Here is a 25,412-nt window from a genome sequence, read left to right as displayed (position 1 = left end):
AAGAAAAATGGGATAAATAGCCGGTTTAAAGACAAAACGGCCGGTTAATAATCACTTTTTTCGATATCTTTGCGAATATCATTCAGGTCAATATAGCGATCGGTGGCATTTCGCAATTCCCTAGCGATCATCCCTTCCGTAGAAACTACAGTAATATGAGTATTTTTAGAGCGCAATAGTTCGATCGCTCGTTCAAAATCGCCATCACCGCTAAATAAAATCACTCGATCGTATTGATCGACGGTATTAAACATATCGACGACAATTTCGATATCTAAATTAGCTTTCTGGGAAAAACGACCGGAACTATCATCATAATATTCTTTCAAAATTTTTGTTCTCACCGTATAACCCAAACTAATTAAAGCATCGCGAAAACCTCTTTGATCTTGGGAATCTTTTAAACCCGTGTACCAAAAGGCATTAATTAACATAATATTCGGGTCGTTGGTGAAGTAATTTAACACCTTACGCGGGTCAAAAAACCAACCATTTTTTTGTTGAGCATAAAACATATTATTGCCATCCACAAAAATCGAAAGGCGATCTTTCGGACGGCCGCCACCATTACAATGACAAAGACCGGCTTCTGTCATACAAAATACATACCTAATTTTTTATAGAGTTTAACTATAAAATTACCTTTGAGTAATTTTACGGGGGAAAACGACTATTCTTTGAGGAATAGCGGTGATTTGAGAGCAAAAAGATAGCAACTAAAATAAAAATTAGCTTTTTTATCTAAGTAGGGAGGCACAATTATTTGTAGGATGGGTTAGCGGTAGCGTAACCCATGCGGGCGTTGGGTTTCATGCTTCAACCCAACCTACGTTCATCTTATATTTAATTCCACCCACCCACTTAGGAGACAAACTAGATAATAGTTTCGGAATAATTAAAAGTGATAATAGAGAGATTGTACAGTAATTAGGTCATTTTGATCATCTTTCTTGATAGATGGGTATCAACAAGGCTGGTTAGATCAGGTAGGAACACCAATCACTCCAACCTCCAGAATATAGCTTAACATTGTCGTATCCGGCTAGGGTAAGGGAAAGGATATTGACACAGGCTGTCACTCCCGAACCACAGTAGAGGATAATTTCTCGATCGCCTTGCCGCTCTTGCCAACGTTGTGTTTGCTGGGCCGGGGGTTGAGAAAAACCCTGACTATCGGTGACTTCTAACCAGGGATAATTAAGCGCCCCCTCGATGTGGCCGGCGATCGGATCGATCGGTTCCCTTTCGCCCCGATAGCGATCGCTTTCCCTGGCATCAATTAACACCACTCCCCCTTGCTCTTTTTGCCTTTTTACCTCCTCGATCGTGACTACCCAATCCTCTTGAACTTGGGGGAGAAAAGCGCCGGTTTTCGGCACAGGTATCTGATTGGAGACGGGATAACCGGCATTTAACCAATTTTGCCAACCACCATCGAGAATGCTGACTCGTTCATGGCCCAGATAACGTAATAACCACCAGAGACGACTGGCAAAGGCAAAACGGGAGGCATCGTAGGCGATGACATGAGTTTGGCCGGAAATCACCCCTAAAGAGCTTAATTTAGCGGCTATTGTCTGCGGATTCGGTAAAGGATGACGGCCGCCATGACGGGCAATGGGAGCCGATAAATCGTGATCGAGGTGTAAATAGAAGGAATTTTGAATATGATTGGCTAAATACTCTTGATAACCGAGATCGGGATTGTTTAATTGAAAACGACAGTCAATAACCATCAGATCGGGGCGATCGAGATTAGTCACTAACCAACTAGGAGAAACGAGGGGCGCGATCGGATTCATGGCGGGAAAATTGTTTAATAATTAACAGACAGTTGCGCTGATCTTCGCTGCGAGTATAACTGAGTTGATCGGCGATTTTTTGGAGGATCGGCAGTCCTTGCCCATGACCAGAGAAACTATAGTCATGATAGGCGTTTTTCTCGATAAAGTCCTCTAAATCGAAGGCGGAACCCCGATCCCAGATGCGAATTTCCATCTGGGATCGGGTAATCTCGATCTCGATCTTGATCGGGATTTCGGGAGGTAGGTGTCGGTGAGCGTGACGGACTGCATTGGTAAAACCTTCGGCAAGAGCAAGCTGACACTGGAGCCAGTCTTTTTGGGGAATGCCCGCTGGTTCAAGTTGCTCAAAATATTTTAAAACGGTATCTAAGGACTTGAGATCGCTATCTACCTGAAAAGAAATCTTCACCCCCGGCTTACCTCTCCAATGCCTTACGCTAGAAGTTATACCATTTTTCCCAAACTATGACTGATGTGTTAGCTCGATTCTGGATTTAATCCCTGGTTGAGGGACAAGCAAAGTCATCTGTCAGGGAGTCGGGGGTAGGCAGTAAGATTGAGATAGTCAAGTCACAAAAAAGATGGTACGAATTCTAGTAATTGATGATGATGGAGTAATTCAAACGTTTTTGAGCCGCGCTTTGCGGAAGGAATACGAGGTTTTTATTGCCAGTGATGGGGAAGAAGGATTAAAGCAAGCGGGGCAACTAAAACCAGCGATGATTATTTGTGATTGGATGATGCCGGGGATCGATGGCTTGGAAGTTTGCCGGCAAATTAAGCTCAATCCCCAACTGTCAACAACTTTTTTTATCCTCTTAACTTCTTTGGGATCGGTGGAGGATCGGGTCAAGGGATTGGATGCGGGGGCGGATGATTTTTTATGCAAACCGATCGAGATTAATGAGTTAAGAGCGCGCGTGCGGGCGGGAATTCGTTTGCATCAATTAAGTCATGATCTGCAAGCGCAAAAACAATTACTAGAAATGGAGTTAGCGGAAGCGGCGGCATATGTGCGATCACTGTTACCAGAACCTTTTATTTCTCCAAAACTTGCTATCGATTTTCGCTTCCTTCCTTCTCGTCGATTGGGGGGGGATGGATTTGATTATTATTGGTTAGATAATGACCATTTGATGTTATATCTTTTAGATGTGGCTGGCCATGGTTTGCGAGCGGCTTTACCTTCCCTTTCGGTGATTAATTTACTCCGTTCTCATGGTTTAACTCAGGTGAATTACTATCAACCTAATCAGGTTTTACATGGGTTAAATCAAGTTTATCAAATCAGTCCTAAGAATGATAAATATTTTACTATCTGGTACGGGATTTATGATCAGAAACAACAACAGTTAACCTATGCCAGTGCCGGTCATCCCCCGGCAGTTCTCCTGACTCAAAAACCTTTTGGACAGATGATTGAAACCAGACTGAAAGCCCCCGGTTTTCCCATCGGAATGTTTCCGGAAGCAGAATATATCAATCAGGTTCAATCCCTGAATTTCTCCAGTAGCCTTTATCTTTTTAGCGATGGAATTTACGAGATCGATTGTGCTGATGGTAGGATGTGGGGACTAGAAAACTTTATTCAATCTTTACGAAATTATCACTGTAATTCTGCTAAAAATATCGATAATTTTATTGAAAAAATTCAAGCTTTACAATTTGATGGTAATTTTAGGGATGATCTTTCGATCATGCAGGTGGATTTTCGTTAAGTACCTAAGCAAAATTAATTACACATTTCGATAAAGCTTTTGCATGAGTGCCTCTTGCCTTTTGCCTATCCCAACCAATAAATTAATTTTGCACGACTACTTAGGGTCTGCGGCAAAAAGTAGGGGCGAAGCATTCGGGCAATAACCTATCGGTGAAACCGTAGATTTTCTATCCGAATGCTTCGCCCCTACAGGACGCGGGCCGATGAAGACGCAAGGTTTTGAAGCACGATTCTCTCAAAATCTTGCACCTGTGGGAGCAAGAAAAGGCACAAAACCCTTACCCTGCCTACATTTCACATTTATTCAGCCAGCCCTACTTAATTAACTTCCGAGGATTTTTTGTTCTAATTCTTCTCGGTTATTAAAAATTTCAAAAACTCGATCCATATCGGTCAATTCAAACAACATTTTTATCTGCTCATTAATCGAGCAGATCAATAGTTTCCCCCCCGCAGAACGCACGGTTTTCAAGGATAAAACTAGAGCACCTAAACCAGAACTATCCATAAAGGTGACATCCTTGAAATCAACGATAATCACCTCTGAACCTCCCTGCACAGCTTCAGCAATTTCTTGGCGAAATTGGCTGGCTTGGTTGCCATCTAAAATACCCGATGGTTGAATAACTTTGATTGAAGAACTCATAAAAAAAAGGAAAAATTAAATGTTTTCTACCTGCTCACTCATAACGACTCGCTGAAATCTGCTGACAGCAGCTAATCTTTAACTATTTTTAACATATTAAGGCCAAGAAAAGCGCAAAATTAAAAATAGGAATTTTTGAAACTGCATGGAAAGTTACGATGTCATCCTCATCGGTGCGGGGCATAATGGTTTAGTTTGTGCCGCCTATCTCCTCAAAGCCGGTTATCGCGTCCTCCTTCTGGAACAGCGTAGCGTACCCGGAGGAGCGGCTACCACAGAAGCGGTTATCCCAGATCTGGCCCCCGATTTTAAGTTTAATCTCTGTGCGATCGATCACGAATTTATCTTTTTAGGACCGGTAATTGAGGAATTGGAGCTAAAACGCCACGGATTAGAGTATTTATTCTTCGATCCTACCGTTTTCTGTCCCCATCCCTCTGGCCAATATTTTCTTTCCTATCGCTCTCTGGAAAAAACTCACGCCGCAATTGCCCAGTTTTGTCCGCGAGATGCCGATCGCTACCTTCAGTTTATCGACTATTGGGCACAGTTGATGAATGCGATCGGTCCTTGGTTTAACGCTCCGCCCCAAGATTTGCTCAGAATCGCCCGCAATTATAACTCTAGTGCCTTAGCTAGTGTCTGGAAAGCGATCGGCTCGAAAAAGAAACTGCTCGACTTCATCCGCACGATGATTACTTCCCCCGAAGATGTCCTCAATGAGTGGTTTGAGAGCGAATTTGTCAAAGCACCCCTGGCTCGTCTAGCGGCGGAAATTGGCGCTCCTCCCTCCCAAAAAGGCATTACCTCTGGGATGATGATGATGGCGATGCGTCATTCTCCCGGGGTGGCTCGCCCTCGTGGTGGTACGGGCGCACTAACCGAGGCTCTGGTGAAATGTGTTGTCAGTCTCGGTGGGGTAATTTTAACCGAGCAGAAAGTTAAACAGATTCTGATGGAGGAAGGACAAGCGATCGGGGTTAGAGTGGACTCTGGACAAGAATATCTGGCAAAAGCGGGTGTTATCTCTAATATTGACGCTAGACGAGTCTTTTTACAGTTAGTCGCCCCCGCCGATGTGGATGCCGCCGATCCGGAATTGCGAGAAAGGGTAGAACGGCGAATTGTCAATAACAATGAAACAATTCTTAAAATTGATTGCGCCCTCGCCGAAGCACCAAGGTTCGAGGCTTACGATCACAAAGAGGAGTATTTACAGGGAACGATTCTCATCGCCGATTCCGTGCGTCACGTTGAACAGGCCCACGCTTTAACGATTTTGGGGCAGATTCCCGACGAAAATCCCTCGATGTACCTAGATGTACCCACTATTCTCGATCCCTCCATGGCTCCCCAAGGTAAGCATACCCTCTGGATCGAATTTTTTGCCCCCTATCAGATTGCCGGGGCCGAGGGAACAGGATTAAACGGCACGGGATGGACGGAAGAATTAAAAAATCGCGTGGCCGATCGAGTTCTTGATAAACTGGCCGATTATGCCCCAAATCTCAAATCCGCCATTATTGCCCGTCGGGTGGAAAGTCCGGCCGAATTAGCTAATCGTTTGGGTTCCTATAAAGGTAATTACTATCATCTTGATATGACCTTAGATCAGATGATTTTCCTGCGTCCTTTGCCGGAAATAGCTAACTACAAAACCCCAATTAAAAACCTTTATTTAACTGGGGCAGGAACTCACCCCGGCGGCTCAATTTCGGGAATGCCGGGGCGCAATTGCGCCCAGGTTTTCCTGCGGGATCGAAGCACTTTTCTGCAAAGATTATTCAACTAATACTAAATCCGTTGAGTATAGGCTACATATTAGGACAGGCACTCATACAAAAGGGAGAATAAATAATCAGTTTTTAATAACCGGATTTACTATGACAACAATTTTTGATTTTTGCAGGAGAGCTATCGAGTCGAGGAATACTCGTAGTCTTCGATAATATGGAGAAGTCGCATGGCTGAACTACAGGATTCTTCTAAAATTTCCTGTTTCTCCTGAGAATCTTCGATTAAATCTTCAGATACTAGACGCAGAGAACCTAAAAGACTATTAAGACTGCTTCTCGCTTCGTAGGATAAATAAGCTTTTCTTTTTTGCTCATCTTCCCTATTCTTAGAGTCGGCCTCTTTGCTATCACTAAATTGCAGAGCGTGTAAACGGGCATAATGACCACCTTGAGCTAATAATTCCTCATGATTGCCGATTTCTGCCACTTTTCCCTTGTCCAGCACCACAATTTGATAGGCTTTTCGAACAGTGGAAAGACGGTGAGCGATCACAAGAGTAGTCCGCTCGCGACAGAGTTCATCGATCGCTTCCTGTACTAAACGCTCAGAAATTGTATCCAAAGCACTGGTGGCTTCATCGAGAATGAGAAGATCTGGATCTCGCAGTAAGGCACGAGCGATCGCTAATCTTTGTTTTTGTCCCCCCGAAAGTCTCACTCCACGATCGCCAATTTCCGTATCCAGTCCTTCCGGCAGTTTGGAGATAAACTCGTAGGCATTCGCCCTTTTTGTCGCTGCTAAAATTTCTGCATCACTAACATCGCTTAATCCGTAGGCAATATTAAAACGGAGAGAATTATTAAAGAGAAAAGTATCTTGACTGACTATTCCCATGGCTTTTCTCACAGTTTTGATCTCATAATCCCTTAAATCTTGACCGTCAAAAAGAATCCTCCCGGCTGTAGGATCATAAAAGCGTGGTAATAAATCAGCAATTGTCGATTTTCCAGCCCCCGAAGCACCAACAAGAGCGATCATTTTTCCTTTTGGAATCCAAAGATCGATGCCCTTGAGAACTAATTCTTGATGACCGGGATAGGAAAATTGGACGTTATCAAAATGAATACCTGTCTCTAATCTTTGATAGGGAATAGAGCCATTGCTCATAAATGGTTTATTCTCTCGAATGAGAAAATCCGCTACCACCTCTACTGCGGAAACATCACCCAATAGACTACTCCTAGCACTGTTAATTTGACCAACTATCGGCAGGGCCCGGAAAAGTACATAGAGATAGGTCAATAAAATTGTCGCTAAAGCTTGAAGTTGTTCATTAAAAAGATAACGACCAGCAATGATAATTAAAGCAATAATAATTACCCCACCGATCTCATTGAGCGGAGCGATTACAGCATTATTAGTCTGGGCATCTAAACCCGCTTTCTCCCGGGCTTCGATATCTTCCACAATAGATTCTAATTCGTATCTTTCATTGCCTACCGCTTTAATTAGGCGAATTCCCGTTAACAGTTCCAACAGTTTATTAGTTTGCTGTTTAGCCTTTACGGTGATAATCTCTCCAAACTTTTTCGATCTCTTGACAAAGTATTGATTAAGCAGACCTAAAAAGCCACCCAAAAGACTAGAAAGAATAGTTAATTGCCAAGAAATTGATAATAAAATAGCCAAGTACATGAAAGCTGTGCCGATAATCTTAATCAGGTTTATGTAATTTCTAATTGATCCCACGGCTCGATTAATCTCCGACATGAAACGATTAAAAATATCTCCTATTTTACTTTTTACATAATAATCTATATCCACTTCTAGCAACAGAATAACTGAATCAATTCGCATATCTTTGGCCATAATTAAAGACAAGTAAGTTCCTAACAAATTACTAACAAAATTGGTACTATGCTTGAGAATTAAAATCCCTAATATCGCCGCAAACATCCAGAAAAAACGAGTATCGACCGAGAAAACCTCGAAAACTGAGAGCAGCTTTTTGATAATTTGGGGGGCATTTTTTAAGAGATCATTTTCGGGATTAATAAAAGAAATTAGTAAGGGGATAACTAAAACAGTTCCTACCCCATTAAATACGGTACTGACAAAGCCGATAACAATGCTGGAAACCACTAATAACCAGTGTTTCAGCGTATATTTAAGGAGAATTTGATTAGGATTCATCGCTATAAGTAATAAAGTAAATAGTCAACGGTCAATTATCCTACTCGCTACAATCTAATATTTCCCTTCCAGAGAAGTAATTATGCCAGAGAGAGTTGTCGCCATGGCGGTGGTACTATAGGAGGCGATACAGCGCTCTCTCGCTTTTAGTCCTCGTGCATTAGCCGAGTCGAGATGATTAAAAACTTCTCTAATTATGACAGCTAGTTGCTCTGGCGATCGAGGTTCGACTAAATAGCCAATATCAGCTAAAATTTCGGGAATATCTGCCACTTTAGTGGAAATAATCGGTTTAGCCATCGCCATACCATCGGTGAGTTTAATCGGAAATTGGGCGTTAGCCGTGGCTTCATCCCTCTGGGGAACGATAATAGCATGAGCAGCGGCCACAACTTCCGGCATTCGCTCGAGCGGTTGAGCAGGTAAATGAATTAACCAAGGTTGACCTTTTTCTAGCAAACTATCCAGATAACCATCCCCGATTTGGCGACCACCGACCACCACCAATTTAAAATCAGGATCGCCAATTTGATCTAAAGCGATTAAGACATCTTCTAAACCTTTGTGGGGTCTAGCAGTACCCGGGAACATTAAGACTTTATAGGCAGATAAACCGTATTTTTGACGACAAGCGACAGGATCGTAGAGATTGGGATCGAAAAGTTGCGTATCCTTGCCATTCGGTAAATAAATCCCCCCATAGCGCTTTTGCAAAAATTGATTATTAACCGTCACCGCATCAGCGCGGTTAATTAAATTTTCCATCCAACGCAGATAGAGAGGGTGATTCGGGTCCCTAAGCGCACCATTTTTTTTGAGGATATCCCTAGCTAATTGTCGGGGATGAGGACGATAGGACCATTGATCGCCACCAAACCAACTCATTTCCCAATCGTCAATATCGAGAATTAGGGGACGTGGGGAAAAAAAACGTTTCAGTAAACCGATGCCAAAACTGGTGGGACGGGGTTTAACCGCGTAGATAATCTCTCCGGAGAGGCGATCGAGTAAAGTTTTGATCTGGCCAAAAAACTGGGGATAATTATTGCCTTTGACCGATACCACCGGTAAATTCCCCGGTGGGGTTGGATAGATTTCCCGGCCAAAAACCGGGCCATAGACCGTCACCTGACAGTTTAGCTGTTGCAAGACTTGAGCAATCAAATAGACTCTTGTGCCACCACCACCGGATAAATCTGGTGCTAAAACAGAGATTTTTTTGTTCACGATCGCCGATCAATCCAGATTATCTAGCACGATAGGAGAATGTTAATCAATGTTAACGTTTTTGTCAATCTTAGGCGAACTTAACATTAATGCCACCGGAGATAGACTAGACAAAGAAAATTAACATATACATTGCCGAGACGACTAACTGAGTAAACATCACTGGTAAACCGTAGCGCAGAAAGGTATGAAAGGTAATTTTGCCCCCGTGTTGTTCAGCGATGCCGGCGGCGACAATATTAGAAGAAGCCCCCACTAAAGTACCATTACCCCCTAGGGTGGCCCCATACATCATCGCGTAGAAAAGCGGTAAAACTTCGGGGGGAAAGGAACCGGCATAATCGGGAGAAAGAACCTCTGTCCCGACTAAATTAACATTAACAAGGTACTGTTTCAGTAGTGGAACCATGGCCACCACTAGGGGAATATTCGGAACTACACTGGAAATAAAACCGACAAAAAACAGCAAGACTAGAGAACCTAAAAAGATATTTTTGCCTAAAATTATCGCCAGAAATCCCGATAAACTATTAACTACACCAGTTTTTTCTAAGCCGCCAATTAGGACAAAAATCGACATAAAAAATAATAGGGTACTCCAGTCCACATCCCGGAGAATATTATGAACCGTATCGATTTTCGATTGCTGGGCTAAAAGTAGGGCTAAAGTGGCCCCCATCAAAGCAACGGCCGCAGGAGCAATAGGTACTGGAAAAGATTCACCGACGACGAATAAAAATAAGACTAAAAAGACGATAATTCCCCCCAGAGCTAAGACACGAGGATGATTAATTTTCGGATGGGGTAATTCTTCTAAATGCTCGAATTTCGTCCGCCAGATTTTCGGGAATAACCAAGGTAACATAACCAGAATGGTAATCACTGCCAAGGCACCACCTAAACTCAAGCGCTGTAGGTATTCCATGAAGGTGATATTAATAGAATCACCGACGATATAAGTAGCGGGATCACCAACAATCGTTAATAATCCGGAACTGTTGGCTACGAAAACCATCAGGATTAAGAGCGGCACAAAATCCACACCGATATCCTGTGCCAATGGGGGAATTAGAGGTGCTAATAACATCACCGTGGTAGCGTTGGGTAATACCGCACAGATCGGGGTAGTAATGGCGACAATTCCTATTAGTAATAATTTGCCCTGTCCCTTGGCTAAAAGCACCATTTGTGCTGCTAAATAATCAAAAATTTTCGTTGGTTCAAAGGCTCTCACTAACACCATCACCCCAAAAAATAGGGCGAGAGTGGCATAACTGCGACTGATATAACCCACCGCCTCCTGGAGAGTCATGATATGGGTAAAAACTAAGATTAAAGCCCCCAGTAAAGCCGCTACGGTAATATGAAGCCACTCGAACATAATCACCACAATGACTGCAATAAAAGTCATTGCAGCAATCCACATTGGTAAAGATTCCAGCATTTTTGATCCTGTTTTTACTTTCGGTTTCTCGATACGACTAAAAGTTTGCCCGAACTATATAGCAAACTCACAAAAAATATGGTTATCGACGGAAAATCTTAAAATTGTTGTGATCGGTGAACCTGCATGAGAATCCCCATATACAATGTCTCCTGTAAGTTATGACTATCAAGTAGTATCAGCGACATAACTGAACCGATCAAGACATTGCTAGGAATGTAGTGATGTTTCAGTCTTCCCCCCCACGCCGACGAAGTTAGCTGACGGGCTAGGATAGAGAGATATCCTTTTCTAGGCTAAAAAATCTAGAAATACGCCCCAAATATGGTTCCTCCGCTCCGAATTTGTCTAGCTAATATCTAGCATAGAAACTTGGATTAGGCTGACTTACTCTGTTTAGTGATCCACCATAGCATACTAACCCAAAAAAAACGATATAGCTCTATACTAGACCTATCCTGTCGGTTATCCCCCGGGTTGCTAGGATAGAACAGTGATAAGCTAATAGCTAACGACTGACCGCCATAGCGGCCACATCAGAAATTTCTATGAATAGAAGACCTCGTTATACTCCTCCCCGATCGCGCGATCGTGATTATGATCGATCCTATGGCGATGACTCTCGCGCTTCGTCCCCCGGAGGCCTATTGGCAAAATTAAACTATGCCATGATCGCCCTGATTGGCGGTATTTTTGTACTAGGAGTGGGTCTCGGTCTGGTATTCAGTTCTACCGCTAATTTTAGCCCCGAAAACGTCGCTTCCCGAGAAGTAATCGATCGCAGCGCCCCCAATGCGGAATTATGCGTGCAATTTGGGGCTAGTGCCATTGTCACCGATTTGCGGGTTTATGTCACTCTTAACCCCTTTAATGTTTTTGTTACCCAACCAGTCATGCAACCCGGTTGCGTTTTGCGACGCAATAACTGGTCAATTTTAGAACAACAAAAATTAGTCGATGGACAGCAGGTGCAAAGTTGTAAAAACCGGATGAATACCTTTGGTTATACCGGCCCCTTGGAAGGCAAACCGAAAATCGATTGTATCTTCCAAAATGAAGCTGGGGGTAATCTTTTTGTTAATCCCGCCGGTGCTGTTGGCCCCAGACCAGATACAGATAAATTCTAAACCCGGAAAGGTAATTAGTCACTGACTTTTGAAAACCCACAACCGTTGCCTATCAATGCTTTCAGGGATTTATTGCCCTTGTAATTTTTCTGGCTGACGACGAAATAATAAGGGTTTCGGCTTTGAGGAAGATTTTAAGGAGATATAAGTATTTCCTATGTTGATTGAGAAACCCTTACCCGGTAATACTTCTATGTTTAGTCATTCTCAATAAGGCTGTCCTTATTGCGGTGACTAATTACCGGGAAAGATCGTTCTCCTGACGGCTGAATACTGGCCACTGACTCCTAATTAACTACGACAATTTTTGATTTTTACGAGAGGTCTAATGACTTAGCCATTGGCCCGTAGTCACCACAAAAATTCCGCCGGCTTTTTTTAAAAAAGGCTGAATTTTATCGATCAGACGACCAAGTTGTTCGTCACTATTACAAACCGTCATAATGTAGTTACCACTGTAATCACAATCCAAGTCATCACAGGATAAACCTCGATCACCTTTTCCCGAAGTACTGCCAAAGACGGTATAACCGGAAACTCCGACAACATCAAGAACGCTTAAGGTTTCTTCCAGAAAAGCATGACTAACAATTATGTCTACTTTTTTGACAGTTTGTAGGGAAGGATGCGGGGATTCAAGCATGGTAGTTAAGTAAAAAAGGGACAAGTGAAAGAGAACAATTTTGACAGGAATTATTTAAAAACCGCCGGGCCTTTTAGACTCCACAGCCAATGATTTTGATCATCTCTAGGTACAGAGGAATACCGATGATGATATTGAAAGGAAAAGTTAAAGCCAAGGCCATAGAAATGTATAAACTAGGATTCGCTTCGGGAACAGTCATTCTCATGGCCGCAGGAACAGCAATATAAGAGGCACTGGCACACAAAACAGCGAATAATAAAGCATTGCCCTGTTCAAATCCGAGAACCTTAGCAATGAGAATCCCCACCATAGCATTGATGACGGGAATGAATACCGAGAAACCGATGAGAAAAGAACCAGTTTTGCCTAATTCCCGGATTCTTTTCGCCGCCACTAATCCCATATCAAGGAGAAAGAAAGTTAACGCACCATAAAAAATCCCTTGAGTGAAAGGTTGTAATTTTTCCCAGCCTTTTTCCCCTGTGAGCATACCAACCACAACACTACCGACTAAGAGAAATACCGAACCATTTAAAAAGGCTTCATGTAGAACCTTTGACCAAGAAAACGCTTCTTCTTCGCCATTTTTCTCTTTAAAGACTCGCACCAGGATTAAACCCACTACAATCGCCGGCGATTCCATTAAAGCTAAGGCCGCTACCATATGACCGCCATAGGAAATATGAAGTTTTTCTAAAAAAGAACTGGCGGTGATGAAAGTAACGGCACTAATGGAACCATAGGCTGCGGCGATCGCTGCTGCATTGGCACTATCGAGTTTAATTTTCAGGATAAAGAAAGTGTAAATGGGAACGATGCAAGCCATAACCACAGAGGCAATCAAAGTTAAAGCGATTTGGTTATTGATGCCACTTTCCGCTAGTTCATAACCTCCCTTGAAACCAATCGCCATCAACAGATAGAGAGAAAAGAGTTTAGGCAGTGGTTGGGGAATCTCTAGGTCGGATTTAAAAAATACTGCCAGCATTCCCAAGAAAAAGAACAAAACCGGCGGATTGAGAATATTGAACAGGATTAAGCTGCCATCCATAGGTTTGCGTACATTGAGTTATTTCAATCTATACTATTCGATTTTGAGAATACTGGGAAAATGTTAAGAACCGGATTAAAACGCTTAACGATGGCCGCCCAAAAAAATTAAGATGGGTGATGTTTCAGTGATCGGTGATCAGTTATCTTGAAACCGTCAGCTTTTCTCCCCTCTCCCCCTCTACAATAATTACTCGCAGCCAGGAATCACTTGGGTTAGTATCATACTTTGTGCTTTTTGTCAAAAAAACTTTTTTTTTGCAATAAAACTACACAAAAAAAAGATCATCGTTGTGGGTGAAATTGACTGATTTAACCCTCTTAATTGGGATTACCTTCTAGGTGTGGCAAGGGTTTCAACCATTGCTGCCCAAAAAAGCACAGAATAACCCATTATGAAATTCAGTAAAATCGCTGTAACTATGATAACATCGTTGTTAAATAAAAATCTTTCTCAATTAATTCTTAAGAATTTATAAATATTGCGGAATGTTAATTTAAATATTCTCAAGTTTTTGCAGTCAATAAATAACTTTTGCTTATCTTTGTCAGAAAATAGAACTACTGCAAAAATCCAACATCTACCATTGGATTCAGGAGACAGGATTCAGGAGACAGGAGATTATTTTTATTTATTCTCCCTTCTCCCCACACCCCACACCCCACACCCCACTCCCCCACCACCCCACACCCCACAGCCTACACCCCACACCCTGCTCCCTTCCCCGATCAATGGCAAAAATCCAGCTTAAAACCCCAAAATCAGAGCATCTTGCCGCCATGGTGGCACTCGATCGCACCAGTCTCGGCGGTATCTGGACGTTATCGGGATATCAACGGGAATTAGACAGCCCCAACAGTGAATTATTAATTCTTACCCTGGACCGGGATAGCGAAACCCTAATCGGATTGGCTTGTTTTTGGGCAATTCTCGAAGAAGCGCATATTACCCTCCTAGCAATTTACCCCGACTATCAAAGACAAGGATTAGGACAACTACTTCTCTACAAACTTCTGGAGAAGGCTGTACAAAGACAACTGGAAAGGGCTACGCTAGAGGTGAGGGTATCGAACCAGTCAGCGATCGCGCTCTACGAGCATTTTGGCTTCCGCATCGCTGGAGAGCGTAAAAATTATTATCCGCAAACTGGCGAATCGGCCCTAATTTTCTGGCGCAACGATCTACAAACGGCCGCTTTTCAGGAACAATTAAGCAAGTGGCGACAAGAAATCCTCTCAAGACTGGCGCAGGGAGAGTGGCAATTAGAGGAAGAAACCAGAGCCAAAATAGATACCATGGGGATGTCATGATTACTTACCAGCTTAAATCAGGTCGAGGTTAGGGAAAAATGAGGATTTTAGTCTTGGCGTGGGAATTTCCACCGCGATTAGTGGGCGGTATCGCCCGTCATGTCGCTGAACTCTATCCCGAAATCGTCAAACTCGGTCATGAAGTCCATTTAATCACGATCGAATTCGGTCAGGCCCCCAGTTACGAACTGGTCGAAGGCATTCACATCCACCGCGTCCCCGTCCCCCCCGGCAATGACTTTTTCCATTGGGTGGTCAACATGAATAACAGCATGGGGCAACAGGGCGGCAAACTAATCGCCGAATACGGAAAATTTGACCTTGTTCATGCCCACGATTGGTTAGTAGGGGATGCGGCCATTGCCATGAAACATCTCTTTAAAATCCCCCTGATTGCCACTATTCACGCCACGGAATACGGACGTTATAACGGACTGCACACCGACACCCAACGCTATATCGCCGGCAAAGAGGGAACCCTCGTCTATAATGCTTGGCGCATTATCGTCTGTACCGGCTATATGCGTCATGAAGTCCATCGGGCTTTGGGCGCACCCTGGGATAAAATCGATGTGGTTTATAACGGTATTCGGGCCGAGAAAAAGCAAAGAGACCCTAACTTTGATTACCGAGCTTTTCGTTGTCAATATGCCCAAGATTACGAAAAAATCGTCTATTACGTCGGGCGTATGACCTTTGAAAAGGGGGTTTCGGTGTTACTCAACGCTGCCCCAAAAGTCCTCGCTCAGACCGAGGCTAAAACTAAATTTGTCATTATTGGTGGCGGCAATACCGACAAACTCAAACAACAGGCCTGGCATCTCGGTATCTGGCATCATTGTTATTTTACGGGCTTTATGTCCGATGAAAACCTCGATCGCTTCCAAACCGTGGCCGATTGTGCCGTTTTTCCTAGTCTTTACGAACCTTTTGGTATTGTCGCCCTGGAAAGTTTCGCCGCTAGGGTTCCCGTGGTAGTTTCCGATACCTGCGGTTTTCCCGAAGTTGTCCGTCATGGCCAAACGGGAATTGTCACCCGGGTCAATAATCCTGATTCCCTCGCTTGGGGCATTTTGGAGGTTTTAAATCATCCCGAATACGCCCACGAATTAGTTAATAACGCCTACGAAGACCTAGAAAAACGCTTTCATTGGGCGAATTTAGCCCGTCAAACCGAGACAGTATATGGTTTGGTCGTCCAAGAACGACAACTGGTAGAATGGCGTTAATCAGGGAGCGGTTTTTTAGCCGTCAGCCGTCAGTATTGGGGGTCAGTTTATGTCTTAAAATAACAAAGGCACAACTTAACTTCTCCAAATATGACTATGAAAGCAGCTGAAATTATGACCACGGAGGTGGCCAAGATTAAAGGTTCTGAAACCGTTGCCAAAGCGGTACAATTGATGAGAGAAAAGAACATTAGAACTCTCATTGTTGATCGCCGTCACGATGAGGATGCTTACGGAATTATCACTGAAACCGATATTGTCTATAAAGTCGTCGCTTTCGGTCAAGATCCGCAAAAGGTGCGCGTCTATGAAGTGATGAGCAAACCCTGCATCGTGATTAATCCCGACCTCGGGGTTGAATATGTGGCCCGCTTATTTGCTAATACCGGTATTCGTTTCGCACCAGTAATTAAAGGCGGTTTGCTCGGTGTTATCTCTGTTAGTGACATCCTCCATAAAGGTAACGCCGTCGAAAAGCCCCGCAGTCTTGATTTAGAAGCGGAGATTATCAAAGCTAGAGATATTGCCCGGGCAGTCTGTGCTGAAAAAGGGGTAAATTCTCCCGATTGTGCCGCAGCTTGGGATGTTGTTGAGGAATTACAGGCAGAATTGGCACACCAACGCGCTAAAAAACCAGAAAAAACCTATTTTGAGGAATACTGTCAAGAAAATCCCGATGCTTTTGAAGCTCGTATTTATGACACCTAATCCCCATGGCTTTGAGGTATTCTCCGATACCTCAAACTTTTTAATCCGGCAAAAGTAGTGTATAAAGGTTTTATTTACTAATAATCGAGGAAAAACTATGGCTGATCTATTTGTCATCGCCTATGAGGACGAATTTAAAGCAGAAGAAGTTCGTTTAACTTTGGCTAAACTGCAACAGGAACATCTCATCGAGCTAGAAGATGCTGCCGTAGTGGTTAAAAACAAAGATGGCCAGATTAAACTCAAGCAAGCGGTCAATTTAACGGCAGCGGGAGCCGCTAGTGGCAGTTTCTGGGGATTATTAATCGGAATGCTCTTTTTATCCCCTTTATTAGGGGCCGTCCTCGGTGCTGCTGGTGGCGCTTTGGGAGGTGCTTTAAGTGATATCGGTGTGGATGACAATTTTATGCGCGAATTGGGAGAAACCCTGCAGCCCAGTACCTCTGCTCTCTTTGTTCTCGTCCAAAAAGTTACCCCCGATAAGGTCCTCGATGAAGTGGCCCCCTACGGAGGTAAAGTGTTACGCACTTCTTTGACCAAAACCGACGAAGCGGAATTACAGAAAGTTCTCGACCAAAGAGGTGTTAAACCCGAAACCGTTTAGGATCTGGGTCCATAAAAGCTAGAAAAAGGGAATATATTTCCCTTTTTGCTTTTTGAACAAGAATGGGTTTAGCATGACCACCACAGCAGCTATAAAATAAGAAACAATCAATAATTATTAATGAACTTTAAGCTTCGATCGAGAATAAAAGTGCTTCAGTGTCGTAGTATTTATTCGTTAATCCCATTGATTGCATTCCTAATCTTTCGGTGACACGAATTGAGCGATAATTATCGGGATTAACCACTGCGTAGATAATCGGCATTGTAAGGTGATTAAGCCGTATTATAGAATAACTTTAGCCGCTTCGGTTATGTATCCTTGTCCCCAATAATCGCGTCGTAAATGCCAACCAATTTCGCTATCTGGGGTAGGATAACCGTAGTTATCGGGTAAATTCTGTAAAATTATCGAACCGATAATCTGATTATTTTTTCGATCGATCATTGCCCACCAATCGCTGCCATTACCCTGATTACGAATAGTTGCTAACCTTTCAGAAAAATGGGCATTTAAACTCTCAATATCCGTGGCTAACTGACGAATTCTCGGTAAAAAATAAGTGACTTCGTAATTTTGATAGATCTGAAAAAAAGACTCTTTGTCTGCGGGTAGTTGCCAAGGACGGAGAATTAGGCGATCACTTTTCATTGTTTTATTGAGCAAATTATAGCAATTCTCTTGCTGAGATTAGGGATTATTGTTGATAAAAAAACTTCTAAATCCCACAGCTAGTAAGGAACCACTTAAGACAGTTATCAATGTCCAAATTTGATTTTTTTGGGTTCCTTCGACTTTCTCTAAGCGTTTATTCATGTCATCAAATTTACTATCAAGAGTTTTAATATCACCTTTAACTTCCGTGAGTTCAATCTTTAAATCGGTAGTATCTTTTTGAACATTTTTGACATCAGCTTTTATTTCCGCTTGTCCATTCTCAATCACCTTCAATCGATTGTCCACCTCAATCAGTCGAGTTTCCGTGGTAGTGAGTCGAGTTTCCACGGTAGTGAGTCGATTGTCCACGGTAGTGAGTCGATTGTCCACCTCAATGAGTCGAGTTTCCATGGTAGTGAGTCGAGTTTCCATGGTGGTGAGTCGATTGTCCATGGTAGTGAGTCGATTGTCCATGGTGGTGAGTCGATTGTCCACGGTAGTGAGTCGATTGTCCATGGTAGTGAGTCGATTGTCGATTTCGTTGAATCGATGTTCGATTATCTTCTGTCCATTGAGGATTAAATCTTCTAGTCTTTTTAAATCATTATCCATAGCAGTGGTGGTGGTCATTGATTAAACTCCTATAATTTCAATTTGCTCTTATCTTTATCATTATACCAAATCCGTTTTTAATCGTGTGATTAACTCCCAAGTTATGGATTGTTTTTTCCCACTTCCCATTCTCCTATACCCTTGAAACAGGATTTATTATTAGCTACGGACATAAATTCTGTTGTCTATCTTAAGAAATGTAAATTGCCGCAATTCTTACTGACTCCTGAATCCTTACCCCACAGTTAATTTTACTTTTGTCCAACTACTTAGCTTTGCTGCTTGAGCAAATATGTTCACCGAGCATCACTCCCGTTAGAGTGAGATAAGATTAGCTCTCATTCCTCACCCTAACTACTAGGAAAAACCAGCAATTAAATTAGGCACCTTGCCGTAATTTATCCAAAACCGATCGATCTTCTAGAGTAGAAGTATCACCAGAAATCTCTTGACCTGATGCTAAAGTTCGCAAGAGACGACGCATAATTTTACCCGATCGCGTTTTGGGCAGTACATCGGTAAAACGGATTTCTCCCGGTCGAGCAATAATGCCAATTTCCTTGACAACGTGATCCTTTAATGCTTGCGCTAACTCCGGACTCGCTTCATAATGCCCCTCCAGAGTGACAAAAGCATAGACTTCTTCCCCTTTAATTTCATCCGGTCGTCCCACCACAGCCGCCTCTGCTACCGCGGGATGAGATACTAAAGCTGATTCGATCTCCATTGTCCCTAAACGGTGGCCAGAAACGCTCATCACGTCATCAACGCGCCCCATTACCCAGAAATAACCGTCCTCGTCCTGACGACTACCATCCCCAGCAAAATAGAGATATTGGCCATCTTTGGGGGCGATCTGTTCCCAGTAGGTATTGCGGAAGCGATCGGGATTTTTATAGACTGTTCGTAGCATACCGGGCCAGGGATATTTGACCACCAGATAACCCCCCTCATTCGCTTGGGTGGGATTACCGTCTAAGTCCACCACTTCGGCCATAATACCGGGGAAAGGTAGGGTTGCTGACCCCGGTTTGGTGGCAATTGCCCCGGGTAAGGGAGTAATCATAATCCCCCCGGTTTCCGTTTGCCACCAAGTATCGACAATCGGACATTTTTCCTTACCGATAACCCGGTGATACCACATCCACGCTTCTGGGTTAATCGGTTCTCCCACAGTTCCCAGTAAGCGCAAAGAGGATAAATCCCGGCTATTGGGGATATCTTCACCCATTTTGATAAAAGCGCGGATAGCAGTGGGGGCAGTATAAAAGATATTAACCCGATATTTCTCGATTACATCCCAAAAACAGCCTAAATTAGAGGGACGGGGAACCCCTTCATACATTACCGTGGTTGCACCATTGGAAAGCGGTCCGTAAACGATATAACTATGGCCGGTAATCCAACCCACATCGGCAGTACACCAGTAAACATCGGTGTCTTTCAGGTCAAAAATCCATTTGCAGGTGACATGGGTGTAGAGATTATAACCGCCGGTGGTGTGGACGACTCCTTTCGGTTTGCCGGTGGAACCACTGGTGTAGAGGATAAATAACATATCTTCGCTATCCATGGGTTCGGCCGGACAGTTAGCAGATACCTGTTTTTGTAGATCATGCCACCAGTAATCGCGATCGGCAACCATATTGATGGGTTCCTTGCTGCGCTGGACAACGAGAACTTTTTCCACACTGGGGGCGCTATTATCGGCTAGAGCCAGATCTACCTGTTCCTTGAGGGCAACGACTTTATCCTTGCGGAAACCACCATCGGCAGTGATTACCACCTTAGCGGCCGCATCATTAAGACGATCGCGCAAAGCATCGGCACTAAATCCCCCAAAAACTACACTGTGGGGCGCGCCAATTCTGGCACAGGCTAACATGGCGATGGCCGCTTCGGGAATCATCGGCAGATAAATTCCGACCACATCGCCTTTTTTCACGCCTAATTCCTTTAAAGCGTTGGCAAATTGGCACACTTCTCGGTGTAGCTGTTCGTAGGTAATGGTGCGGCTGTCTCCCGGTTCTCCTTCCCAGATGATGGCGGCTTTATTGCGTCTCCAGGTGGTGAGATGTCTGTCAATACAGTTGTAACAAATATTAATCTTGCCGTTGACGAACCATTTAGCAAAGGGGGGCTGCCAGTCAAGAATCTCTGACCATTTTTCAAACCAATGTAATTCTTTTTCGGCTAATTGGGCCCAAAAAGCCGAGGGATCGGCCTTGGCTTTGGCGTAGAGTTGCTGGTATTCTTCAAAGCTTTTAATGGTGGCATTCTGAGCAAATTCGGCACTGGGAGGAAACAGCCGATTTTCCTGTAGGATCGATTCGATCGCTATTTCTGTCATACTGGCAAACGAAATAAATTATCTTGCGATCCAGATTACCTTTTTCGGTTCCCCCCGTAACCCCGGCAAGCAATTCTTTAAGGCTATTTTAGAATTGCCCGATCCCTGACTAGCGATCGCCATTTGGCCCCAAGTGTTACAGAGTTTAAAGTTATGTCACCGATCGAGCGATGAACAGATCGCTGTAAGGTAAACTAACCGATAAACCCGAAATTTAACATGGAGAACACTCGGTAAGGAGTCATAATTCGATGTCTCATAGCGTTAAAATTTACGATACCTGTATCGGTTGCACCCAATGCGTTCGGGCTTGTCCCCTCGACGTGCTGGAAATGGTTCCCTGGGATGGCTGTAAAGCTGCCCAGATTGCCTCCTCCCCCCGCACGGAAGACTGTATTGGTTGCAAACGTTGCGAAACCGCTTGTCCGACGGATTTCTTGAGCATTCGGGTTTATCTCGGAGCAGAAACCACCCGCAGTATGGGTCTAGCCTACTAGGCCTGGCAATCATTCTGTGTTTAACATTTAGCGAAAACTAATCTTGTTAAGAGGACTAACCAGTCCTCTTTTTTTGTTATACTCCCTTCGCTAGTGAAGATTTTAGTTAGGGTTTGCGGCAAAAAGTACGGGCGAAGCATTCGGATAGAAAATCTACGGTTTCACCGATAAGTTATTGCCCGAATGCTTCGCCCCTACAGGACGCAATCGCCGATCAAGATGCAAGGTTTTTGAGCCACTAGCTTTAAAATCTTGCACCTGCCTCGCCAAACAGGCCCCAAACCCCTTACCTCGTCTATATTTCACATTTATTCAGCAGACCCTAGTTAGGTAATTCCCCAAAAAGTTGACGATATTTTTGCAGTTTTGCCTCCATTTCTACTAACTGCTGATTAGCCTGTTCAGCCCGTTGGCGTTCATTTTCAGCCCGTTGGCGTTCATTTTCAGCCCGTTGCTTTTCCTGCTCCAGTAGTTGATTAATTTCGCTGTAGGACAAAAATTGAGTACCATCAGGACGATAAATTTTTAACTCGTCGGTTAAGTCAAACCGAATGCCTAAACGGGGACTCACCCAATTATTAACCTCACTAACACTGTCTAAACTGTCACCAATTCGCTGCCAAGCTTCTAGACTATTATCATCGGGATCATAGACGTAGTATTCTTGGACTCCATAGCGATCATAAAATAGCAATTTTTTGGCCATTTCGATGGAGGTGTTACTGGGAGAAAGAATCTCAAAGACGACTTGAGGAGCAAGATTATCTTCTTGCCATTGTTTGTAGGAACCTCGATCGCCTTTCGGTCTGCCAAATACTACCATCGTATCAGGAGCGGCAGCAATTTTCGGCTGGCCTTCCACGGGATACCACAACAGATCCCCCGCTACAAATACCTGGGGATCATCGATATATAACCAGTCGATATTCTGCTTAATCGTTACTATCCAGTTAAATTGTTTAGTATTATCTGCCATCGGTTTACCGTCGCTCTCAGGATAGATAATCTCGTTTTTGTTAACTTGACTAACCATGGGGAATACCTGCCGAACTCATTGGGCTATTTTTATTATATAATAAATTTGAACTAAGTAAGGAAAAGACCGATCTTGATTTTAGAACTACAGCAAGTAAATTTAGCTATCCGACGAGGCAGTGCTTATCTGTTAGAAGATATTACTTTTAGCATCAAGCAAGGAGAAAAGTTAGCTATTGTCGGAGCATCTGGGGCAGGAAAAACGACTCTTTTACGACTGTTAAATCGTTTGCAAGAACCAAGCACGGGAAATATTTATTTTCACGGTAAATCGATTAAGGAAATACCGGTTATTTCCCTGCGACAACAGATAGTTTTATTGCTACAAGAGTCGAAGTTATTAGGAATGAACGTTCGAGATGCTCTCGCTTATCCTTTGCAATTGAAAAAACTTACTCCTGCGGAAATTAATCAGAGAATTGACCGTTGGACATCCCTATTAAAAATTCCCGAACAGTGGTTTGAACGCGGGGAGTTAGAATTATCTTTAGGACAAAGACAATTAGTGGCAATTACCAGAGCTTTGTTGTTAGAACCGAGCATACTGTTATTAGATGAACCCACCTCTGCTCTAGATACAGGCACGGCCAACAGGTTATTAGAAGTATTAAACAATCAAAGATCAATGACGATAATTATGGTCAATCATCAACTGGATTTTTTAGAGGAATTTGCCGAGAGAGTTATTTATCTAGAAGCGGGAAAAATTGGTTCAGATTGCCTCGCCCATCAATTAGATTGGTTAGGGCTAAAAACTCAGTTAATTGATTTAGAAAAATCTCGACAAAGTGACCACTGGTAAGATTAACTTAAAATTGCTGCGCCCTCCTGAAAAACTAATAATTCTCCTGAATTAATCGTTGTCCAAACTTCATTATCAGTTAAGGGTGTAGTGGCAATAATTGCCACTTGATCGCCGGGATGAGCTAAAGCTTGAAAATCAACGCTCACATCTTCATCAATTAAATGAGCGGCGGCAAAAGGATACTGACGGATTATATAGCTTAATTTCGTCGAACAATGGGCAAAAAAATGTTCACCATCGCATAAAAGATAATTAAAAATTCCTTGACAAGCGATAGAGTTTGTGATAGTTTTTAGGACTTGATAAAGTTGCTCTAGGGAAGGTTTGCCCTGGGGAAAAGTCTCTCGCAGGGTATTAAGAATTAAACAGAAAGCTTTTTCCGAATCCGTGTCCCCAACCGGTTGATAAAAATCTCCCGCAGTAGGTGAGAAATTTTCTAAATTACCATTATGGGCAAAAACCCAATATTTCCCCCACAATTCCCGCCGAAAAGGATGACAGTTTTCTAGTTTAATTTCTCCTTGGGTAGCTTTGCGAATATGGGCGATAACATTGGTAGAATGGATCGGATAGTTTTTAATTAATTCCGCAATCGGAGAAGCGATCGAGGGTTTAACATCAATAAAAGTTCGACAACCTAAACCCTCAAAAAAAGCAATTCCCCAACCGTCTCGATGTTCGTCGGTTTTTCCTCCCCGCGCACAAAATCCCTCGAAGGAAAAACAGATATCCGTGGGGACATTACAATTCATGCCTAGAAGTTGACACATAGTTGCTTGAGTTTGAATATCAGATGCCGGCAAAATTACTTACTGCCAGCAGCCGTGACAGGAGACAGGAGAATTTTTTCTAGCTGCCTCTTGCCTATCCTAGCTAAGAAATTAATCTGGCACTAAGTAGGTAGGTGTTAAAAACTGTCAGACACCCCCCTTATCAAGGCTGACAGGGGGGATCAAACCCCCTCAAGGTAGGGTTGATTCATGAATCAACCCTACTATGAATCAACCCTAGGGGCAGGGGGGGGGGAGATTCGGCTAATCTAAGAATAAGCGGTTTAAATGCGTCTTAGCTTACAAGCTACAGGCAAGTTTTCCATTTTTGGGCGATAGAAAGGATTAATTCTTTTTCTGCTTGGGGTAAATTGGCAGCCTGTCGGTCGATTATATCCCTTAATTCCCTGATAATCCGTTTAAGAGCGAGTTTTCTAGTCTCTTGGGAGTCACTTCTCTGGACTAAAGCCATTTCTGTGATAACTCGATTTAAACTGCTGATAGCTTGCCAAGTTTGCGGACGTAATGACGGTTCTGCGGCAATGGGGGCAACTTTCAGGGAAGCGATACTATCGAGAGTTGCAGCCTGACTAAATCGGTGTAAAGTTTGGGCGAGGCTATACATTTCTTCCCCGTAGGCGAGGGAACGTACCACAGCAAAGGCTTTTTTGGCTTTTTCGGTGTCCTGTTGGTGAAGATACCAAAAACCAGCGGCGGCGGCGCAAGCAGGAGTATCTAGACGGATTTGGCTGTCAGCAAGAGAAAACAGTTTCGCCGACGCATATTTTAACAATTGCCAATCGGAGGGATTTTCTGCCAGACGGGAGACGCGATAGATAATTTCTGCCTCTGGGAATTGCGATAAAACGCGGTTAACGGCGACAAGGACAGGAATAAACTGGCGGCTGTACCGAAAGTATTGATTGAGGTTATTAATAGCCGTTTCCCAGTCTTGCTGTAACCATTGTTGTAGAGTCGAGGTTAACCCCGGCAGCGGTAGAAGGGTAATACGGGGAAAAAGTCGCCCTTGAGGGCCCGCCAAAAGCCCGATTAGCCAATTATCAAGACGGAAAAAGGCGAATATAAACACCCCGCCCAACACCCCGCCCGACACCCCGCCCCACACCACGCCCGACACCACGCCCAACACCACGGACCGCACCCCGCCCGACATCACGCCCAACATCACGCCCAACATCACGCCCAACACCACGCCCCACATCACGCCCGACATCACGC

At 43.6% G+C, this 25,412-nt stretch carries 26 protein-coding genes and 1 riboswitch; of the genes, 10 read left to right on the top strand and 16 right to left on the bottom strand.

Translation table 11 applies throughout. From position 1 onward, the window contains the following. Positions 1 to 44: 44 nt before the first annotated feature. The 3 genes from IM500_RS00935 to IM500_RS00925 form a co-directional block, all read right to left on the bottom strand. Positions 45 to 596, bottom strand: a complete 552-nt coding sequence (locus IM500_RS00935) for a LabA-like NYN domain-containing protein (protein ID WP_002764933.1) — start codon at positions 594 to 596, stop codon at positions 45 to 47. Between the two features lie 381 nt (positions 597 to 977). Beyond that, positions 978 to 1,802 (bottom strand): sulfurtransferase, encoded by an 825-nt coding sequence (locus tag IM500_RS00930; RefSeq protein WP_190721313.1) that lies wholly within the window; start codon positions 1,800 to 1,802, stop codon positions 978 to 980. Then, a complete protein-coding gene (locus IM500_RS00925) occupies positions 1,771 to 2,214 on the bottom strand; it encodes an ATP-binding protein (protein ID WP_190721315.1) in 444 nt (147 codons plus the stop codon). The genes IM500_RS00930 and IM500_RS00925 overlap by 32 nt, the downstream gene beginning before the upstream one ends. Before the next feature lie 172 nt (positions 2,215 to 2,386). On the opposite strand from IM500_RS00925, the gene IM500_RS00920 reads away from it, so the two are divergent. Next, the gene (locus IM500_RS00920) at positions 2,387 to 3,523 is read left to right on the top strand and encodes a PP2C family protein-serine/threonine phosphatase (protein ID WP_190721317.1); all 1,137 of its coding nucleotides are present in this window, start codon (positions 2,387 to 2,389) and stop codon (positions 3,521 to 3,523) included. A gap of 324 nt (positions 3,524 to 3,847) precedes the next feature. On the opposite strand, the gene IM500_RS00915 is transcribed toward IM500_RS00920, so the two are convergent. Continuing rightward, a complete protein-coding gene (locus IM500_RS00915) occupies positions 3,848 to 4,171 on the bottom strand; it encodes an STAS domain-containing protein (RefSeq protein ID WP_004162031.1) in 324 nt (107 codons plus the stop codon). Positions 4,172 to 4,316: 145 nt separating this feature from the next. On the opposite strand from IM500_RS00915, the gene crtO reads away from it, so the two are divergent. Next, on the top strand, positions 4,317 to 5,963 hold the full coding sequence (crtO, locus tag IM500_RS00910) for a beta-carotene ketolase CrtO (RefSeq protein WP_190721318.1): 1,647 nt from the start codon (positions 4,317 to 4,319) through the stop codon (positions 5,961 to 5,963). 122 nt (positions 5,964 to 6,085) lie between these two features. On the opposite strand, the gene IM500_RS00905 is transcribed toward crtO, so the two are convergent. The 3 genes from IM500_RS00905 to IM500_RS00895 all read right to left on the bottom strand — a co-directional run bounded on the left by IM500_RS00905 (position 6,086) and on the right by IM500_RS00895 (position 10,772). After that, positions 6,086 to 8,101, bottom strand: coding sequence for an ABC transporter ATP-binding protein (locus IM500_RS00905; protein WP_190721320.1), 2,016 nt, complete (start codon positions 8,099 to 8,101; stop codon positions 6,086 to 6,088). Between the two features lie 54 nt (positions 8,102 to 8,155). Continuing rightward, positions 8,156 to 9,328 (bottom strand): glycosyltransferase, encoded by a 1,173-nt coding sequence (locus tag IM500_RS00900; protein WP_287737427.1) that lies wholly within the window; start codon positions 9,326 to 9,328, stop codon positions 8,156 to 8,158. Between the two features lie 106 nt (positions 9,329 to 9,434). Beyond that, the gene (locus IM500_RS00895; RefSeq protein ID WP_287737426.1) at positions 9,435 to 10,772 is read right to left on the bottom strand and encodes an ArsB/NhaD family transporter; all 1,338 of its coding nucleotides are present in this window, start codon (positions 10,770 to 10,772) and stop codon (positions 9,435 to 9,437) included. Between the two features lie 230 nt (positions 10,773 to 11,002). Continuing rightward, a riboswitch (cyclic di-AMP (ydaO/yuaA leader) is annotated at positions 11,003 to 11,132 on the bottom strand. Between the two features lie 188 nt (positions 11,133 to 11,320). On the opposite strand from IM500_RS00895, the gene IM500_RS00890 reads away from it, so the two are divergent. After that, positions 11,321 to 11,899, top strand: coding sequence for a DUF3172 domain-containing protein (locus IM500_RS00890; RefSeq protein WP_002733879.1), 579 nt, complete (start codon positions 11,321 to 11,323; stop codon positions 11,897 to 11,899). Between the two features lie 325 nt (positions 11,900 to 12,224). On the opposite strand, the gene IM500_RS00885 is transcribed toward IM500_RS00890, so the two are convergent. Both IM500_RS00885 and IM500_RS00880 read right to left on the bottom strand, forming a co-directional pair. Then, positions 12,225 to 12,542: a P-II family nitrogen regulator gene (locus IM500_RS00885; protein ID WP_190721326.1), complete on the bottom strand. Its 318-nt coding sequence runs from the start codon at positions 12,540 to 12,542 to the stop codon at positions 12,225 to 12,227. 73 nt (positions 12,543 to 12,615) lie between these two features. Then, entirely contained in the window at positions 12,616 to 13,596 is a 981-nt protein-coding gene (locus IM500_RS00880; protein WP_002756655.1) for a sodium-dependent bicarbonate transport family permease, read from the bottom strand. Between the two features lie 481 nt (positions 13,597 to 14,077). Here IM500_RS00880 and IM500_RS24670 point away from each other — a divergent pair, with 481 nt between their 5' ends. The 5 genes from IM500_RS24670 (at position 14,078) to IM500_RS00860 (ending at position 17,447) form a co-directional block, all read left to right on the top strand. Next, positions 14,078 to 14,347: a hypothetical protein gene (locus IM500_RS24670; RefSeq protein ID WP_502882347.1), complete on the top strand. Its 270-nt coding sequence runs from the start codon at positions 14,078 to 14,080 to the stop codon at positions 14,345 to 14,347. Beyond that, complete coding sequence (rimI, locus tag IM500_RS00875) at positions 14,328 to 14,906, top strand: ribosomal protein S18-alanine N-acetyltransferase (RefSeq protein WP_190721328.1); 579 nt, start codon at positions 14,328 to 14,330, stop codon at positions 14,904 to 14,906. The genes IM500_RS24670 and rimI overlap by 20 nt, the downstream gene beginning before the upstream one ends. 38 nt (positions 14,907 to 14,944) lie before the next feature. Beyond that, the gene (locus IM500_RS00870) at positions 14,945 to 16,135 is read left to right on the top strand and encodes a glycosyltransferase family 4 protein (protein WP_190721330.1); all 1,191 of its coding nucleotides are present in this window, start codon (positions 14,945 to 14,947) and stop codon (positions 16,133 to 16,135) included. Between the two features lie 90 nt (positions 16,136 to 16,225). Further along, entirely contained in the window at positions 16,226 to 16,843 is a 618-nt protein-coding gene (locus IM500_RS00865; protein WP_185239910.1) for a CP12 domain-containing protein, read from the top strand. A gap of 97 nt (positions 16,844 to 16,940) precedes the next feature. Continuing rightward, on the top strand, positions 16,941 to 17,447 hold the full coding sequence (locus tag IM500_RS00860) for a DUF1269 domain-containing protein (protein WP_002731545.1): 507 nt from the start codon (positions 16,941 to 16,943) through the stop codon (positions 17,445 to 17,447). Positions 17,448 to 17,574: 127 nt separating this feature from the next. Here the strand turns inward: IM500_RS00860 and IM500_RS00855 are convergent, their stop codons facing one another. The 4 genes from IM500_RS00855 to acs form a co-directional block, all read right to left on the bottom strand. Further along, positions 17,575 to 17,712: a hypothetical protein gene (locus tag IM500_RS00855; RefSeq protein ID WP_008203558.1), complete on the bottom strand. Its 138-nt coding sequence runs from the start codon at positions 17,710 to 17,712 to the stop codon at positions 17,575 to 17,577. A gap of 20 nt (positions 17,713 to 17,732) precedes the next feature. Beyond that, positions 17,733 to 18,098, bottom strand: coding sequence for a GNAT family N-acetyltransferase (locus IM500_RS00850; protein WP_072319559.1), 366 nt, complete (start codon positions 18,096 to 18,098; stop codon positions 17,733 to 17,735). Between the two features lie 39 nt (positions 18,099 to 18,137). Then, complete coding sequence (locus tag IM500_RS00845; RefSeq protein WP_061430425.1) at positions 18,138 to 18,734, bottom strand: tropomyosin; 597 nt, start codon at positions 18,732 to 18,734, stop codon at positions 18,138 to 18,140. 361 nt (positions 18,735 to 19,095) lie between these two features. Beyond that, on the bottom strand, positions 19,096 to 21,066 hold the full coding sequence (gene acs / locus IM500_RS00840; protein ID WP_061430424.1) for an acetate--CoA ligase: 1,971 nt from the start codon (positions 21,064 to 21,066) through the stop codon (positions 19,096 to 19,098). A gap of 251 nt (positions 21,067 to 21,317) precedes the next feature. On the opposite strand from acs, the gene psaC reads away from it, so the two are divergent. Continuing rightward, on the top strand, positions 21,318 to 21,563 hold the full coding sequence (psaC, locus tag IM500_RS00835; protein WP_002734319.1) for a photosystem I iron-sulfur center protein PsaC: 246 nt from the start codon (positions 21,318 to 21,320) through the stop codon (positions 21,561 to 21,563). A gap of 322 nt (positions 21,564 to 21,885) precedes the next feature. Here psaC and IM500_RS00830 read toward each other — a convergent pair whose 3' ends face one another. Beyond that, positions 21,886 to 22,596: a Uma2 family endonuclease gene (locus tag IM500_RS00830; RefSeq protein ID WP_287737425.1), complete on the bottom strand. Its 711-nt coding sequence runs from the start codon at positions 22,594 to 22,596 to the stop codon at positions 21,886 to 21,888. A gap of 75 nt (positions 22,597 to 22,671) precedes the next feature. Here IM500_RS00830 and IM500_RS00825 point away from each other — a divergent pair, with 75 nt between their 5' ends. Then, positions 22,672 to 23,400, top strand: coding sequence for an ABC transporter ATP-binding protein (locus IM500_RS00825; RefSeq protein ID WP_190721342.1), 729 nt, complete (start codon positions 22,672 to 22,674; stop codon positions 23,398 to 23,400). 2 nt (positions 23,401 to 23,402) lie between these two features. Here the strand turns inward: IM500_RS00825 and IM500_RS00820 are convergent, their stop codons facing one another. Both IM500_RS00820 and IM500_RS00815 read right to left on the bottom strand, forming a co-directional pair. Continuing rightward, positions 23,403 to 24,173: a class II glutamine amidotransferase gene (locus tag IM500_RS00820; RefSeq protein ID WP_287737424.1), complete on the bottom strand. Its 771-nt coding sequence runs from the start codon at positions 24,171 to 24,173 to the stop codon at positions 23,403 to 23,405. Between the two features lie 307 nt (positions 24,174 to 24,480). After that, on the bottom strand, positions 24,481 to 25,410 hold the full coding sequence (locus IM500_RS00815) for a hypothetical protein (protein WP_287737423.1): 930 nt from the start codon (positions 25,408 to 25,410) through the stop codon (positions 24,481 to 24,483). Positions 25,411 to 25,412: the final 2 nt, after the last annotated feature.

Source organism: Microcystis sp. M179S2, assembly GCF_020245805.1.
In the GTDB taxonomy this organism is placed as follows: domain Bacteria; phylum Cyanobacteriota; class Cyanobacteriia; order Cyanobacteriales; family Microcystaceae; genus Microcystis; species Microcystis aeruginosa.
This window is presented reverse-complemented; position numbering and strand designations above follow the sequence as displayed.

What these genes read in the sequence shown, in the direction of transcription:
- IM500_RS00935 (WP_002764933.1), bottom strand. Translation starts at nt 596, where the DNA reads ATGACAGAAGCCGGTCTTTGTCATTGTAATGGTGGCGGCCGTCCGAAA.
- IM500_RS00930 (WP_190721313.1), bottom strand. Translation starts at nt 1,802, where the DNA reads ATGAATCCGATCGCGCCCCTCGTTTCTCCTAGTTGGTTAGTGACTAAT.
- IM500_RS00920 (WP_190721317.1), top strand. Translation starts at nt 2,387, where the DNA reads ATGGTACGAATTCTAGTAATTGATGATGATGGAGTAATTCAAACGTTT.
- IM500_RS00915 (WP_004162031.1), bottom strand. Translation starts at nt 4,171, where the DNA reads ATGAGTTCTTCAATCAAAGTTATTCAACCATCGGGTATTTTAGATGGC.
- crtO (WP_190721318.1), top strand. Translation starts at nt 4,317, where the DNA reads ATGGAAAGTTACGATGTCATCCTCATCGGTGCGGGGCATAATGGTTTA.
- IM500_RS00905 (WP_190721320.1), bottom strand. Translation starts at nt 8,101, where the DNA reads ATGAATCCTAATCAAATTCTCCTTAAATATACGCTGAAACACTGGTTA.
- IM500_RS00895 (WP_287737426.1), bottom strand. Translation starts at nt 10,772, where the DNA reads ATGCTGGAATCTTTACCAATGTGGATTGCTGCAATGACTTTTATTGCA.
- IM500_RS00890 (WP_002733879.1), top strand. Translation starts at nt 11,321, where the DNA reads ATGAATAGAAGACCTCGTTATACTCCTCCCCGATCGCGCGATCGTGAT.
- IM500_RS00885 (WP_190721326.1), bottom strand. Translation starts at nt 12,542, where the DNA reads ATGCTTGAATCCCCGCATCCTTCCCTACAAACTGTCAAAAAAGTAGAC.
- IM500_RS00880 (WP_002756655.1), bottom strand. Translation starts at nt 13,596, where the DNA reads ATGGATGGCAGCTTAATCCTGTTCAATATTCTCAATCCGCCGGTTTTG.
- rimI (WP_190721328.1), top strand. Translation starts at nt 14,328, where the DNA reads ATGGCAAAAATCCAGCTTAAAACCCCAAAATCAGAGCATCTTGCCGCC.
- IM500_RS00870 (WP_190721330.1), top strand. Translation starts at nt 14,945, where the DNA reads ATGAGGATTTTAGTCTTGGCGTGGGAATTTCCACCGCGATTAGTGGGC.
- IM500_RS00865 (WP_185239910.1), top strand. Translation starts at nt 16,226, where the DNA reads ATGACTATGAAAGCAGCTGAAATTATGACCACGGAGGTGGCCAAGATT.
- IM500_RS00860 (WP_002731545.1), top strand. Translation starts at nt 16,941, where the DNA reads ATGGCTGATCTATTTGTCATCGCCTATGAGGACGAATTTAAAGCAGAA.
- IM500_RS00855 (WP_008203558.1), bottom strand. Translation starts at nt 17,712, where the DNA reads ATGCCGATTATCTACGCAGTGGTTAATCCCGATAATTATCGCTCAATT.
- IM500_RS00850 (WP_072319559.1), bottom strand. Translation starts at nt 18,098, where the DNA reads ATGAAAAGTGATCGCCTAATTCTCCGTCCTTGGCAACTACCCGCAGAC.
- IM500_RS00845 (WP_061430425.1), bottom strand. Translation starts at nt 18,734, where the DNA reads ATGACCACCACCACTGCTATGGATAATGATTTAAAAAGACTAGAAGAT.
- acs (WP_061430424.1), bottom strand. Translation starts at nt 21,066, where the DNA reads ATGACAGAAATAGCGATCGAATCGATCCTACAGGAAAATCGGCTGTTT.
- psaC (WP_002734319.1), top strand. Translation starts at nt 21,318, where the DNA reads ATGTCTCATAGCGTTAAAATTTACGATACCTGTATCGGTTGCACCCAA.
- IM500_RS00830 (WP_287737425.1), bottom strand. Translation starts at nt 22,596, where the DNA reads ATGGTTAGTCAAGTTAACAAAAACGAGATTATCTATCCTGAGAGCGAC.
- IM500_RS00820 (WP_287737424.1), bottom strand. Translation starts at nt 24,173, where the DNA reads ATGTGTCAACTTCTAGGCATGAATTGTAATGTCCCCACGGATATCTGT.